The sequence below is a fragment of the Gordonia paraffinivorans genome, assembly GCF_900683595.1.
GTDB lineage: Bacteria > Actinomycetota > Actinomycetes > Mycobacteriales > Mycobacteriaceae > Gordonia > Gordonia paraffinivorans.
In genome coordinates, this window is record NZ_CAACYD010000005.1 from 1 (window position 1) to 14,580 (window position 14,580).

Below are 14,580 nucleotides of genomic sequence, written 5' to 3' on the forward strand. Positions count from 1 at the left end.
TGGATCACCTCCTTTCTAAGGAGCACACAACATCACACGTTTCTGCCGGCGTATGTCTGTGCGGCGTGTGTGTGTTCGAGGGTGAAACATCAGACACAGCCTGTGGGTTTCGTCGCCTGACGAAACATCTGGGTTGCCGCTGAGGTCGTGAGGCCGGCGGGTTGATCGTCACACTATCGGGGTTCTGAGGGAACACACGTTTTCCTCTGAGCTGCAGATCGGGTGTGTGTCGGTGAGGTGTCCTGTGGTGGGGCGCGGAGGCATGCAGCTGGGTGCGGTGTGTGTTGTTTGAGAAGTGCATAGTGGATGCGAGCATCTTTATTTCGCGCCGGCAAGGCTGGCGGCCCCTTGTGGGGGTGGCTGGTGTTGTTGGTGTGTGATTGAGCAGAAAACTTTTGAGTTTTTGGTGATGTCTACATTCGATCCTCGTGTGCAGGGCCCTTTGTGGTTCTGTGTGTGGGGGTTGTTTGTAGGTGTTGTTGTAAGTGTGTAAGGGCGTTCGGTGGATGCCTTGGTACCAGGAGCCGATGAAGGACGTGGTAGGCCGCGATAGTCCTCGGGGAGTTGTCAAACGAGCTGTGATCCGAGGGTGTCCGAATGGGGAAACCCAGCACGAGTGATGTCGTGTTACCACCAGCTGAATGTATAGGCTGTGTGGGGGAACGTGGGGAAGTGAAACATCTCAGTACCCATAGGAAGAGAAAACAATAGTGATTCCGTGAGTAGTGGCGAGCGAAAGCGGAGGAGGCTAAACCATGCGCATGTGATACCGGGTAGGGGTTGTGCGTGTGGGGTTGTGGGGTTCATCTTCTTCCATCTACCTGTGGAAGCGTGAGTCAGAAAACTGTGTGTTAGGTGAAGTGGCCTGGAATGGTCTGCCGTAGACGGTGAGAGTCCGGTAGCTGAAAGCACATGGTCTTGCGTGATGTTCTCCCAAGTAGCAGCGGGCTCGTGGAATCTGCTGTGAATCTGCCGGGACCACCCGGTAAGCCTGAATACTTCCTGGTGACCGATAGCGGACTAGTACCGTGAGGGAAAGGTGAAAAGTACCCGGGAGGGGAGTGAAATAGTACCTGAAACCGGACGCTTACAATCCGTCAGAGCCTGTGCCTCCTTTGGAGGGTGGTGATGGCGTGCCTTTTGAAGAATGAGCCTGCGAGTTAGTGCTCGGTGGCGAGGTTAACCCGTGTGGGGTAGCCGTAGCGAAAGCGAGTCTGAATAGGGCGTTTGAGTCGCCGGGTCTAGACCCGAAGCGGAGTGATCTACCCATGGCCAGGGTGAAGCGACGGTAAGACGTCGTGGAGGCCCGAACCCACTTCAGTTGAAAATGGAGGGGATGAGCTGTGGGTAGGGGTGAAAGGCCAATCAAACTCCGTGATAGCTGGTTCTCCCCGAAATGCATTTAGGTGCAGCGTCACATGTTTCTTACCGGAGGTAGAGCTACTGGATGGCCGATGGGCCCCACAGGGTTACTGACGTCAGCCAAACTCCGAATGCCGGTAAGTGAGAGTGTGGCAGTGAGACTGCGGGCGATAAGGTTCGTAGTCGAGAGGGAAACAACCCAGATCGCCGGCTAAGGCCCCTAAGCGTGTACTAAGTGGAAAAGGATGTGGGGTCGCGAAGACAACCAGGAGTTGGCTTAGAAGCAGCCACCCTTGAAAGAGTGCGTAATAGCTCACTGGTCAAGTGGTCCTGCGCCGACAATGTAGCGGGGCTCAAGTACACCGCCGAAGCCGCGGCACTCACACGTTAGCTTGTCGGTTCTCTACGGAGGGCCGGCCAGGTGTGTGGGTGGGTAGGGGAGCGTCCTGCATCCGTGGAAGCCACAGAGTGATCTAGTGGTGGAGGGTGTGGGAGTGAGAATGCAGGCATGAGTAGCGAAAGCAGAGTGAGAAACTCTGCCGCCGGATGACCAAGGGTTCCTGGGCCAGGCTAATCCGCCCAGGGTGAGTCGGGACCTAAGGCGAGGCCGACAGGCGTAGTCGATGGACAACGGGTTGATATTCCCGTACCCGTGTATCCGCGCCCATGCTGAATCAGTTGTACTAACCATCCAGATCCTTTCCGAGGCGCCTTCGGGTGCCCGGTGGGGTGATGCGTGGACCTCGGCTGGTAGTAGGCAAGCGATGGGGTGACGCAGGAAGGTAGTGGGGCCAGTTAGTGGTTGTACTGGTGTAAGCCTGTAGGGCGAGGCATAGGCAAATCCGTGTCTCGTGATGCCTGAGAGGTGATGCGTAGCCGTTGAGGCGAATTCCATGATCCTATGCTGCCGAGAAAAGCCTCTAGCGAGTTGGTACACGGCCCGTACCCCAAACCGACACAGGTGGTCAGGTAGAGAATACTAAGGCGATCGAGATAACTGTGGTTAAGGAACTCGGCAAAATGCCCCCGTAACTTCGGGAGAAGGGGGACCCAGGCTGGTGAACACCCTTGCGGTGGGAGCTGGTGTGGGTCGCAGAGACCAGAGAGAAGCGACTGTTTACTAAAAACACAGGTCCGTGCGAAGTCGTAAGACGATGTATACGGACTGACGCCTGCCCGGTGCTGGAAGGTTAAGAGGACCGGTTAGTGGATTCGTCCGCGAAGCTGAGAATTTAAGCCCCAGTAAACGGCGGTGGTAACTATAACCATCCTAAGGTAGCGAAATTCCTTGTCGGGTAAGTTCCGACCTGCACGAATGGCGTAACGACTTCTCTGCTGTCTCAACCACAGACTCGGCGAAATTGCAGTACGAGTAAAGATGCTCGTTACGCGCGGCAGGACGAAAAGACCCCGGGACCTTCACTATAGCTTGGTATTGGTGTTCGGTACGGTTTGTGTAGGATAGGTGGGAGACTGTGAAGCCGGCACGCCAGTGTTGGTGGAGTCGTTGTTGAAATACCACTCTGATCGTATTGGACTTCTAACCTCGGACCCTGATCGGGTTCAGGGACAGTGCCTGGTGGGTAGTTTAACTGGGGCGGTTGCCTCCTAAAAGGTAACGGAGGCGCCCAAAGGTTCCCTCAGCCTGGTTGGCAATCAGGTGTTGAGTGTAAGTGCACAAGGGAGCTTGACTGTGAGACGTACATGTCGAGCAGGGACGAAAGTCGGGACTAGTGATCCGGCACCGGCAAGTGGAAGCGGTGTCGCTCAACGGATAAAAGGTACCCCGGGGATAACAGGCTGATCTTCCCCAAGAGTCCATATCGACGGGATGGTTTGGCACCTCGATGTCGGCTCGTCGCATCCTGGGGCTGGAGTAGGTCCCAAGGGTTGGGCTGTTCGCCCATTAAAGCGGCACGCGAGCTGGGTTTAGAACGTCGTGAGACAGTTCGGTCTCTATCCGCCGCGCGCGTAAGAAACTTGAGGAAACCTGTCCCTAGTACGAGAGGACCGGGACGGACGAACCTCTGGTGTGCCAGTTGTCCCGCCAGGGGCACCGCTGGTTAGCTACGTTCGGAAGGGATAACCGCTGAAAGCATCTAAGCGGGAAGCCTGTTCCAAGATGAGGTTTCTCACCCCCTCAGCGGGGTTAAGGCCCCCCACAGATCATGGGGTTGATAGGCCAGAACTGTAAGCACAGCAATGTGTTCAGGTGACTGGTACTAATCGGCCGAGGACTTACCAACAACACCACAACACCACCAGACACAAAAGTCTGAACAGTGTTCGCATCCACTATGCATCTTCTGAGACAACACACAACACAAACAAACAACTGTTGTGGTTGTTTCACAGAGTTACGGCGGCCATAGCGGAGGGGAAACGCCCGGCCCCATTCCGAACCCGGAAGCTAAGCCCTCCAGCGCCGATGGTACTGCACCTTAACCAGTGTGGGAGAGTAGGACACCGCCGAACACAACTTCAGAAAGGCCCCGTATTCGATGAACCAATCGTCGAATACGGGGCCTTTCTCATATCCCCACCACACCCGATCGTCAGTGGTCGGTGCTTCCCAACAAGGTTCGAGGGCATAGATTGGCAGCTATGAATGATCGTGATCGACCGCGTCGCGACGGGCGCGGTGAGCGGGATACGCGGGATCAACGGGATTCTCGGGGCCAGGGAGGCCCGCGGGGCCAACGCCGCGGCGGTCAGGGAGACCGCCAGGGTGGTGGCAGCAGGGGCCGCCGGCCCGATCGTCCCGGTCGTGAGCGTGCCGACCGCGGTAGCCGGCAGCCCGGTCCGCCGATCCCCGACGAGATCTCTGCCTCGGACCTCGATCCCGAGGTTCGTCGCGATCTCCTGACGCTCGACAAGGCCAACGCAGAGATCGTCGCCCGTCACCTGGTGATGGTCTCGCAGGTGCTGCTCGACGATCCTGCCCTGGCCCTCGAACACGCTCGTGCCGCCCGGGCTCGGGCGTCCCGGGTGGGCGTCGTCCGCGAGACCGCGGGCATCGCCGCCTACAACGCGGGTGAGTGGCAGGAGGCCGCCACCGAGCTCCGTGCTGCCCGTCGCATCACCGGCAATCCCTCGCTGCTGCCGCTGATCGCCGACTGCGAGCGCGGCCTGGGACGACCCGAACGGGCCGTCGAGATCGCCCGAGGCGACGAGGGACGTGCCCTGAAGGGCGAAGACGCCACCGAGATGCGCATCGTCGAGGCGGGTGCCCGCATCGATCTCGGCGAGCCGGAGAAGGCCATCGTCACCCTGCAGATGGAGAACCTGAAGCCGGGACAGGTCGGCACCGGACCCGCTCGTCTCTTCTACGCCTATGCATCTGCACTCCAGGCCGCGGGTCGTCGTGAAGACGCGATCACCTGGTACATGAACGCCGCCGCGGCGGACGTGGACGACGTGACCGACGCCGAGTTCCGGTTGACGGAGCTGGCGCACGACGACGAACAATCCGAGGAGGAATCGAGCGCCGACAGCGTCCGGGGCGGCGTCGACGAGGCCGCCGCGACCGGCATCCCGGCTCCCGAGGACCCGGCGACGACCACCTCTCCCCGTGCTGAGTCGGAAACCGTTCCGGTGCAGTCGAAGACGAGTGACGTGCCGGCACCTGCGCCGGTGGTTCCGGACGCCGGCGCCCCCGAACCGAATGCCCCCGAGCCGAGAGTTCCCGAGTCGAGCGCGCCTGAGACGAAGGCTGCAGATGCCGGCGCAGCGGATACCGCCGAGACTAGAAGCGTTGCGCCGGAACAGGACGATGAGCGGTCGCAGGCAAGCGATCCCGAGCCCGCCGAACCGGAGGCCGCTGAGCCCGAGGCCGCTGAACCCGAGGCTGCCGACGAATCGATCGCCCCGCTCGAGGGCACCGCAGACCTGTCCGCGACGTCGAGTTACGTGGAGCAGGACGCCACCGACCTCATCGAGTCGGCCGACGACCTCGTCGCACCGCCGGCGGATGCCGAGCCCGAGAAGTCGGCGACCGTACCTGCGGCACCGGCGCGGCGGAACACCTTCGCCGACCGTTATGACGCCTTGCTGCTCGACCTCGACGGGACCGTCTTCGCGGGCCATCAGGCCATCCCGAACGCCAAGGAGACGCTCGAGGGTCTCGACACCGCGCGGTTCTTCGTGACGAACAACGCGAGCCGTCGCCCGTCGGAGGTCGCCGCCCACCTTCGCGATCTCGGCTTCGAGGCGAGTGCGGAGATGGTGGTCACGAGTGCGCAGACGGGAGCACGGCTGCTGGCCGAACACCTGCCGGCCGGTTCGCGCGCGCTCGTCGTCGGGACCGACGGACTCGCGCAGGAGGTGCGCGAGGCGGGTATCGCCGTCACCCGGTCCGCCGACGACGGTCCGGCGGCCGTGATCCAGGGCCATTCGCCCGACACCGGCTGGGCCCAGCTGTCGGAGGCGGCACTCGCCATCCGCGCCGGAGCCCTGTGGGTGGCCACCAACGTCGACGCGACGTTGCCCTCGGAGCGCGGACTGCTCGTCGGCAACGGGTCGATGGTCGCCGCGCTGCGGAACGCCACCGGCAAGGAGCCGCTCGTCGCCGGCAAACCCGCCGCACCGCTGATGGCGGACGCGATCGCCCGGGCCGGGGGATCGGCGCCGCTCGTCGTCGGCGACCGCCTCGACACCGACATCGAGGGCGGCCACTCGGTGGGCATCGAGAGCGTGCTGGTCCTCACCGGCGTGAGCACGGTGACCGATCTGCTGGCGGCGCCGCCCGAACAGCGACCCACCTACGTCGTCGACGACCTGGCCGGTCTGTTCGAGGACGTCGACGCGGTGCGTGTTGCGCCCCAGCCGGGATGGAGCGTCACCGTCGACGGGTCCACCATCACGGTGGCAGGCGACGGCGACGAGATCGGGCTGGTCCCGGCGCTGGCGTCGGCCACGTGGAAGGCGATCGACAACGGAACCGCCGATCCCGAGGAGCTCCGGATCCGTGCCGAGGGCGAGGCCCGCGCCAAGCTCGCCTCGCTGGGTGTCGCAGTCGTCGACTAGCGTTGTGAGCGATGAGTTACCCAGGTGATCAGAGCGCGCCCCGGCCGAACCCGGGTGCGATGCCTCGGCGTCAGTACGACCCGATGTCGGCCCTGAACGACTCGACGGATGCCGACCTCGACGTTCCCGACGTGGAGGCCACCGTGTCCGAACTCCTCGCCCAGGTCGACCGGATCCGCGAGTCGACAGGGGACGAGTTCTCGCTCGCCGCACTCGAACGTCAGGCGGTGTTGCTCGAGCAGGCGCACGACGTGCTGACCGCGGCCCTCGATGCGGTGGATCGCCGATGATGTCCCCGATCCGCACGCGACCGGGCCGGCGCTGACGATGGCGACGCGAGCACGACTCGACGCCGAGCTCGTCCGCCGCGGGCTCGCGCGGTCCCGGGAGCAGGCACGCGAACTGATCGAAGCCGGCGTCGTCAAGGTGAACGGCACGGTCGCGAGCAAGGCCGCGACCGGTGTCACGCGAGACACCCCGATCGTCGTGGTGGAGGGTCCCAAGGACGACTGGGCGTCACGCGGCGCGCACAAACTCCTCGGGGCGCTCGAGGCGTTCGAGCCGCGAGGACTGTCCGTGGCCGGGCGTCGTTGCCTCGACGCCGGCGCGTCGACCGGCGGTTTCACCGACGTGCTGCTGCGGCGGGACGTCCGTGAGGTCGTCGCCGTCGACGTCGGCTACGGACAGCTGATCTGGCGGCTGCAGAACGACGACCGGGTGCACGTGCACGACCGCACGAACGTCCGCCACCTCGAAGCCGAGTCCATCGGCGGTCCGGTCGACGTGGTCGTGGCCGATCTGTCGTTCATATCCCTGGGCCTGGTGTTGCCCGCTCTCGCACGATGCTGCAACCCCGGTGCCGACCTGCTGCCGATGGTGAAACCCCAGTTCGAGGTCGGTAAGGACCGCGTCGGTTCCGGTGGGGTGGTGCGGGATCCGGCGCTGCGCGCCGAAGCCGTCCTCGACGTGGCGACGCAGGCCGCGGCACTGGGACTCACGACCCTCGGCGTGGTCGCCAGCCCGCTGCCCGGTCCGTCGGGGAACGTCGAGTACTTCCTGTGGTTGCGCAAAGAGCAGGGGAGCGACCAGACAGGCACGGCGTCGGGGGAGGGCGATAGGGTCGAGCAGTCGGCCGACACCGACGAGCTGCGCTCGATGATCGAGCGAGCCGTGGCAGAAGGACCCCGCTGAGTCCGCACGTGACCGGCGATCGGCTCGTCGCTGCCGACCGCACCTGAACGACCGCACCTTCTGGGAGGAACACCCGTGACCGACGATTCGGTGGCCGACGTCGCCGGTGCCCGTGAGTTCCTCGTGGTCGCCCACACCGGACGCGAGAACGTCCTGGGCACCATCGAGGCGATCGCGCGGCACTGTGCCGCCGCCGGCGTCGCGCTGCGGATCGTCGACCATGACTCCCTGGACCGCGGGGCGCAGGACCACGACATCCTCTACTCGCCCGCGCACGTCGACCGGCCCGCGTCGTTGCCGCCGGAGAACATCCCCGTCGACCCCGACCACCTGCGCTCGTTCGGCGCGGTCGTCGAGGTCCCGCCGGTGGAGACCGCATCGGCCGACGGCTGCGAACTCGTCATCGTCCTCGGCGGCGACGGCACCTTCCTGCGTGCCGCCGAACTGGCGTATCCCGCCGAGGTGCCGGTCCTGGGCATCAACCTCGGCCACATCGGGTTCCTGGCGGAGGCCGAGGCCAACCGAGTCGACGAGGTGATGGCCCAGCTCATCGCCGGCGACTACCGCGTCGAGGAGCGGATGACGCTGGACGTGGCGATCGTCGACCCGGCCCATCCGGAGCCGCCCGCGGCCCGCAGTTGGGCACTCAACGAGATCGCGGTCCTCAACACCACCAAGCACGGCGTGCTCGAGCTGGTCACCGAGGTCGACGGACGCCCGGTGTCGGCGTTCGGCGCGGACGGCGTGCTGATCGCCACCCCCACCGGGTCGACGGCCTACGCGTTCTCCGCGGGCGGCCCGGTCATGTGGCCCGACCTCGAGGCGATCCTCGTGGTCCCGAACAACGCCCACGCGCTCTTCACCCGGCCGATGGTGACGAGTCCGCGGTCCAGCGTCGCGGTGGAGGTCGACAAGAACGGACGACCGGCGGTCGCACTGTGTGACGGCCGCCGTGCCCTCGACGTGCCGGCGGGTTCCCGCGTCGAGGTCAGACGTAGCGAACGGTCGGTGCGCTGGATCCGGATCGACTCGGACCCGTTCGCCGACCGACTGGTCACCAAGTTCGCCCTCCCGGTCACGGGATGGCGAGGGAGGCAGGCTTAGGCGTGCTCGAAGAACTGTCCATCACCGGACTCGGCGTCATCGAGGAGGCGCAGGCTCGGTTCCATCCCGGGTTCACGGTGCTCACCGGCGAGACCGGTGCGGGCAAGACGATGATCGTGACGAGCCTGCACCTGCTGTCGGGGGCACGTGCCGATGCCACCCGGGTGCGGACCGGCGCGAGCAAGGCGATCGTCGAGGGACGCTTCCGGCTCGATCCGGAGCGGCGGGACCCGGCGATCACCGAGATCCTCGACTCCACCGGTGCCGAGCTCGACGACGACGACACCGTGATCGCGGTCCGGTCGGTGAGCGCCGACGGCCGGTCGCGCGCCCATCTCGGCGGCCGCTCGGTCCCGGTGGGCGTCATGGGGCAGCTCACTACGTCGGTGCTGGCGATCCACGGTCAGAACGACCAGTTGCGGCTGCTGCGCCCCGAGCACCAGCGGGCCGCGCTCGACACCTACGGCGGCCCGAAGACGGCGTCCGCGCTCGAGGCGTACCGCAAGGCCCGCGCGGCGTGGGTCGAGTTGCTGGACGAACTCGAGACGCGCCGGGCCAACTCGCGCGAGCTCGCGCAGGAGGCCGACCGGCTGCGGTTCGGCATCGACGAGATCGCGGCCGTGGACCCGATGCCGGGGGAGGACGAGGAACTGACCGCGACGATCCGGCGGCTGTCGGATCTCGAGTCGATCCGTGCCGCCGCCGATCAGGCCCACCACATCGTCGCCGGAGACTCGGGGTCGTCGGTCGTCGAGGGTCTGGGGACGGTGCGCACCCTGCTCGAGGGTGCTGCCGACGACACCCTGCGCGGACTCGTGCCGCGGATCTCCGAGGCGCTGACCGTGATCACCGACGTCGGCGCGGAGCTGACCGCGTTCACCTCGGGCCTGCCGGCCGACGCGGAGGAACTCGACAAACTGCTCGCCCGTCAGGCGGAACTGAAGACCCTCGTCCGCAAGTACGCCCCCGACGTCGACGGCGTGATCGAGTGGCGTCGGCAGGCCGAGGCGCGGCTCGCCGAGATCGAGGACCCGCGGGCGTCGATCGAGGAACTCGAGGCCGCCGCGGAGGCCGCCCGGGAGAAAGTGGAGGCCGCGGCCGCGAAGCTGCACACCCTGCGCGCCAAGGCCGCGTCGTCGATGGCCGACAAGGTCTCCAAGGAGCTCAAGGGCCTGGCCATGGGGGATTCGGCACTTGCCGTGTCGGTCACGCCCGAACCCGCGTCGGAGGACGATCGGCTCGCCGTCACCGTCGACGGCACCCGGGCGCACGCCGGGGCCGACGGCGCCGACAAGGTCGAGTTCGCACTCGTGGCCCATCCGGGGGCCACACCGCTGCCGATCGCGAAATCGGCGTCGGGCGGCGAACTCTCGCGTGTGATGCTGGCGCTCGAGGTCGTGCTGGCCGCCCCGACCTCGGGTTCGGTGATGGTCTTCGACGAGGTCGACGCGGGCGTCGGCGGTCGCGCCGCGGTGGAGATCGGCAAGCGGTTGTCGCGACTGGCCCGGGCGCATCAGGTCATCGTCGTCACGCACCTGCCGCAGGTGGCCGCGTTCGCCGACAACCACCTGGTCATCGGCAAGTCGAAGAAGGGCGCGCTGGTCACCAGCAGCGTGCGCACACTCGATCGCGACGAGCGTGTCGCCGAGCTCGCACGCATGCTCGCCGGTCTCGGCGAGTCCGACACCGGGCGTGCGCACGCCGAGGAACTGCTGGCTCTGGCGGAGGAGGAACGGGCGGCGAATCGGCCGTCGAAGGGTTGAGACTCGTGTTGCCTGTGTGACAAAAGTTTCTCGTGTTACGGCGCGCCTCCGTGGCTCGGAGGTGAGTTCGGTCAATCATTGCGGGCATGAAGATGCCTGCCCTGCTCGCGCGTAACACCGAAGAACTGCCCGGCGTGATCGGTATCGCCAGGGTCGACAAGAACACGAAGCGGCTGCTCAGCCGCGTCGGTCCCGGCGACATCGCCATCATCGACGAGGTCGACCTCGACCGTGTCACCGCCGACGCCCTCGTCGAGGCCAACGTCGTCGCCGTCGTCAACGCATCACGCTCGATCACCGGGCGGTACCCGAACCTGGGTCCGGAGGTCCTCGTCGCCTCGGGCATCATCCTGCTCGACGACGTGGGCCCCGAGGTCTTCAAGCGCGTCAAGGACGGAGCCAAGGTGCGCGTCCACGACGACCGGCTCTTCATCGGCGAGCGTCGCATCGCGCTCGGCACCGAACTCGACGAGCGCGACATCGCAGACATCATGATCGGCGCGAAAGCAGGCCTCGTCGATCACCTCGAAGCCTTCTCCGGCAACACCATCGAGTTCATCCGGAGCGAGTCGCCGTTGCTGATCGACGGCGTCGGCGTGCCCGACATCGATGTCGACCTCACCGGCCGGCACGTGGTGATCGTGGGCGAGGGACCCGATCGGGCGGCCGATCTGCGCGCGCTCAAGCCGTTCATCAAGGAGTACCAGCCGGTGATGATCGGCGTGGGTACCGGTGCCGACACCCTGATGAAGGCCGGGTACAAGCCGGCGATCATCGTCGGCGATCCCGACCACATCAAGACCCCGACTCTCAAATCCGGTGCGCAGCTTGTGCTTCCGGCGGATACGGACGGTCATGCCCCGGGGCTGGAGCGCATCCAGGACCTCGGGATCGGCGCCACCACCTTCCCGGCCGCCGGTTCGGCCGGCGACCTGGCGCTGCTGCTGACCGACTACCACGGAGCCGACCTGATCGTCACCGTCGGATACCCGGGCACCCTCGACGACTTCTTCGACCGCTCGCGTCGGGAGAGCAATCCGTCGATGCTGCTCACGCGACTCAAGGTCGGGCAGAAGCTCGTCGACGCCAAGGCCATCGCGACGCTGTACCGCAGTCGCGTGTCGGGGGCGGCGATCGCCTGTGTCGTCCTGGCGGCACTGATCGCGGTGATCGCGGCGCTGTTGCTCTCGAGCGCCGGCACCGACATCACCGATTGGATCGTCACCCAGTGGAACGCCCTGCTCGACTGGGCACGAGAGGTCTGGAATCGATAGGCGATGATCTCGCTACGACAACACGCGGTCTCACTGGTCGCCGTCTTCCTCGCGCTGGCGCTCGGATTGTTCCTCGGTTCCGGCTTCGTCGGCGACCGGGTCAACTCGCTGACCGGCACGAGCCGTGACCGGATCGGCGACCTCGAGGACCAGCGCGACGATCTGAACGCGAAACTCAACGCGGCCAACAGCTTCGACCGCGCCATCGCACCCCGCCTGGTCGCCAACACGCTGCGCGACAAATCGGTCCTGGTGGTCACCGCGCCGAACGCGGCCGAGGCCGACGTCACCGCGGTGAAGGAGAACCTCAACGACGCGGGGGCGCGGTTCGCCGGCCAGATCGCGCTCACCGACGAGTTGCTGAGCGACGAGAACGCCGAGCAGCTGCGGACGATCGTCGACCAGACCATCCCGCCGGGGGCGATGCTGCGTGCCGAGTTGACCGACTCGGGCGGCCGGTTGGGCGATCTCCTGGGCACCGTGCTGCTCTATAACAAGGGCAGTCGCCCCGCGTCGGCGAACGACCGGAAGACCGCACTGTCGACGCTGCGCGACGGCGGGTTCATCGACTACGTCGACAACGCCGTCACGCCGGCGGACCTGGTGGTCGTGGTGACCGGCGACGAGTTCGGTCCGGACTCCGGTGCGCAGGGCGCCCTGGTCGCCAAGCTGGCGGCCACCGCCTCCGCGCGCGGTTCCGGCGGCGTGCTCGTCGGTCGCACCGGTTCGGCGAGCGGGAGTTCGCCGATCGCCATCGTGCGCTCGGACCCCTCGCTCTCCAATGCGGTCTCGACCGTCGACAACGTCGACCAGCCGACCGGACTGATCACCACGATCCTGGCGCTCGCCGCCGAGAAGAAGGGCTCCACCGGGGCATATGGCACCGGACCGGGGGCCAGCTCGGTCACGGTCGGGGTCGACGGGAAGCCCACCGCCTGACGATTCGTGAGTACCGCCACGCCGCGCCGCGGTGTGGCGGTACGGTGCAGGGGCCGGGTGGTGTTACCCTGGAGTCCCGTAGGTAATCAGGGCATCGGCCCCGATTCGGCCGACGGGAGACACGCTTTTGCGACCTTTGCGACACGTTCACGACACCAAGCACATCTTCGTCACTGGTGGCGTGGCTTCTTCTCTGGGCAAGGGCCTCACGGCCTCGAGCCTGGGTCAACTTCTCACCTCTCGAGGCCTCCGGGTCACGATGCAGAAGCTCGATCCGTATCTGAACGTCGATCCGGGCACGATGAACCCCTTCCAGCATGGAGAGGTCTTCGTCACCGAGGACGGCGCGGAAACCGACCTCGACGTCGGGCACTATGAGCGATTCCTCGACCGCAACCTGTCGAAGACCGCGAATGTGACCACGGGACAGGTGTATTCGACCGTCATCGCCAAGGAGCGGCGCGGCGAGTACCTCGGTGAGACCGTGCAGGTGATCCCGCACATCACCGACGAGCTCAAGGCGCGCGTGCTGGCGATGGCCGAGCCGGACGCCGACGGCGAGGTGCCCGACGTGGTGATCACCGAGATCGGCGGCACCGTCGGCGACATCGAGTCGTTGCCCTTCATCGAGGCGGCCCGCCAGGTCCGCCACGACGTGGGTCGCGACAACGTCTTCTTCCTCCACGTCTCGCTGGTTCCGTACCTGGCGCCGTCGGGCGAGCTGAAGACCAAGCCGACCCAGCACTCGGTGGCTGCGCTGCGCAACGTGGGCATCCAGCCCGACGCACTCATCCTGCGCTGCGACCGCGACGTCCCCGAGGGACTCAAGAAGAAGATCGCGCTCATGTGCGACGTCGAGCTCGACGGCGTCATCTCCACCCCCGACGCCCCGTCGATCTACGACATCCCGAAGGTGCTGCACAACGAGCATCTCGACGCCTACGTGGTCCGCAAGCTCGGCCTGCCGTTCCGCGACGTCGACTGGACGGTGTGGGGCGAGCTCCTGCGCCGCGTCCACGAGCCCCGCGAGACCGTGCGCGTCGCGCTCGTCGGCAAGTACGTCGACCTGCCCGACGCCTACCTGTCGGTCACCGAGGCGATCCGCGCCGGCGGTTTCGCCTGGAAGGCGCGCACCGAGATCAAGTGGGTGCCGTCCGACGACTGCGCCACCGAGGCGGGCGCGCAGGCGGCGCTGGGCGACGTCGACGCGATCCTCGTCCCGGGCGGCTTCGGCATCCGCGGCATCGAGGGCAAGCTCGGCGCCATCTCCTACGCACGACGCCGCGGCATCCCGCTGCTCGGACTGTGCCTGGGCCTGCAGTGCGTGGTCATCGAGGCGGCCCGGTCGGTGGGTCTCGAGGGTGCGAGCTCGACCGAGTTCGATCCCGACACCCCGTACCCGGTCATCTCGACGATGGCCGATCAGGAGGATGTGGTCGCCGGCGAGGCCGACCTGGGCGGCACCATGCGCTTGGGCGCCTACGACGCGGTCCTCCAGCCCGGTTCGGTGGTGGCGGAGGCCTACGGCACCCGCGAGGTGTCCGAGCGTCACCGTCACCGCTTCGAGGTGAACAACGCCTATCGCGACAAGATCTCCGAGTCCGGGCTCGTCTTCTCCGGCACCTCGCCGGACGGGCACCTCGTCGAGTTCGTCGAGTACCCGAAGTCGGTGCATCCGTTCTTCGTCGCCACCCAGGCGCACCCGGAGCTCAAGAGCCGGCCGACGCGTCCGCATCCGCTGTTCCGCGCGTTCATCGAGGCGGCGCTGAAATACAAGGCGGCAGAACGTCTTCCGGTCGATCTCGGTGAGGACTACGAGTCCAACGACGCCCCGGCCGAGGCCGTCGCCGCGATCAACGAGGTCAAGGTCGAGCCGGTTGCCGGCATCGACGAGGCCGCGTCCGGCGCCGACAGGGGCTGAC

At 66.0% G+C, this 14,580-nt stretch carries 8 protein-coding genes and 2 rRNA genes; all 10 read left to right on the forward strand.

Annotation, left to right across the window (positions count from 1 at the left end; translation table 11 throughout):
• Window positions 1-479: 479 nt before the first annotated feature.
• A 23S ribosomal RNA gene (locus E1P53_RS02215) occupies window positions 480-3,608 on the forward strand.
• Window positions 3,609-3,720: 112 nt separating this feature from the next.
• Window positions 3,721-3,837: ribosomal RNA gene (rrf, locus tag E1P53_RS02220) — 5S ribosomal RNA — on the forward strand.
• A 129-nt stretch (window positions 3,838-3,966) separates the two neighbouring features.
• Window positions 3,967-6,387 carry an HAD-IIA family hydrolase gene (locus E1P53_RS02225; protein WP_181954793.1) on the forward strand — a complete coding sequence of 807 codons (2,421 nt, stop codon included), beginning with the start codon at window positions 3,967-3,969 and terminating at the stop codon, window positions 6,385-6,387.
• Between the two features lie 11 nt (window positions 6,388-6,398).
• Window positions 6,399-6,677: a hypothetical protein gene (locus tag E1P53_RS02230; protein ID WP_040527407.1), complete on the forward strand. Its 279-nt coding sequence runs from the start codon at window positions 6,399-6,401 to the stop codon at window positions 6,675-6,677.
• A 37-nt stretch (window positions 6,678-6,714) separates the two neighbouring features.
• The gene (locus E1P53_RS02235; RefSeq protein ID WP_131733336.1) at window positions 6,715-7,578 is read left to right on the forward strand and encodes a TlyA family RNA methyltransferase; all 864 of its coding nucleotides are present in this window, start codon (window positions 6,715-6,717) and stop codon (window positions 7,576-7,578) included.
• Between the two features lie 75 nt (window positions 7,579-7,653).
• Entirely contained in the window at window positions 7,654-8,682 is a 1,029-nt protein-coding gene (locus tag E1P53_RS02240) for an NAD kinase (RefSeq protein ID WP_006902032.1), read from the forward strand.
• A 2-nt stretch (window positions 8,683-8,684) separates the two neighbouring features.
• Window positions 8,685-10,445: a DNA repair protein RecN gene (gene recN, locus E1P53_RS02245; protein WP_131733337.1), complete on the forward strand. Its 1,761-nt coding sequence runs from the start codon at window positions 8,685-8,687 to the stop codon at window positions 10,443-10,445.
• Window positions 10,446-10,531: 86 nt separating this feature from the next.
• Window positions 10,532-11,719 (forward strand): putative cytokinetic ring protein SteA, encoded by a 1,188-nt coding sequence (steA, locus tag E1P53_RS02250; protein WP_006902034.1) that lies wholly within the window; start codon window positions 10,532-10,534, stop codon window positions 11,717-11,719.
• Window positions 11,720-11,722: 3 nt separating this feature from the next.
• Window positions 11,723-12,658, forward strand: coding sequence for a copper transporter (locus E1P53_RS02255; RefSeq protein WP_006902035.1), 936 nt, complete (start codon window positions 11,723-11,725; stop codon window positions 12,656-12,658).
• A gap of 127 nt (window positions 12,659-12,785) precedes the next feature.
• Entirely contained in the window at window positions 12,786-14,579 is a 1,794-nt protein-coding gene (pyrG, locus tag E1P53_RS02260; protein WP_006902036.1) for a CTP synthase, read from the forward strand.
• Window position 14,580: the final 1 nt, after the last annotated feature.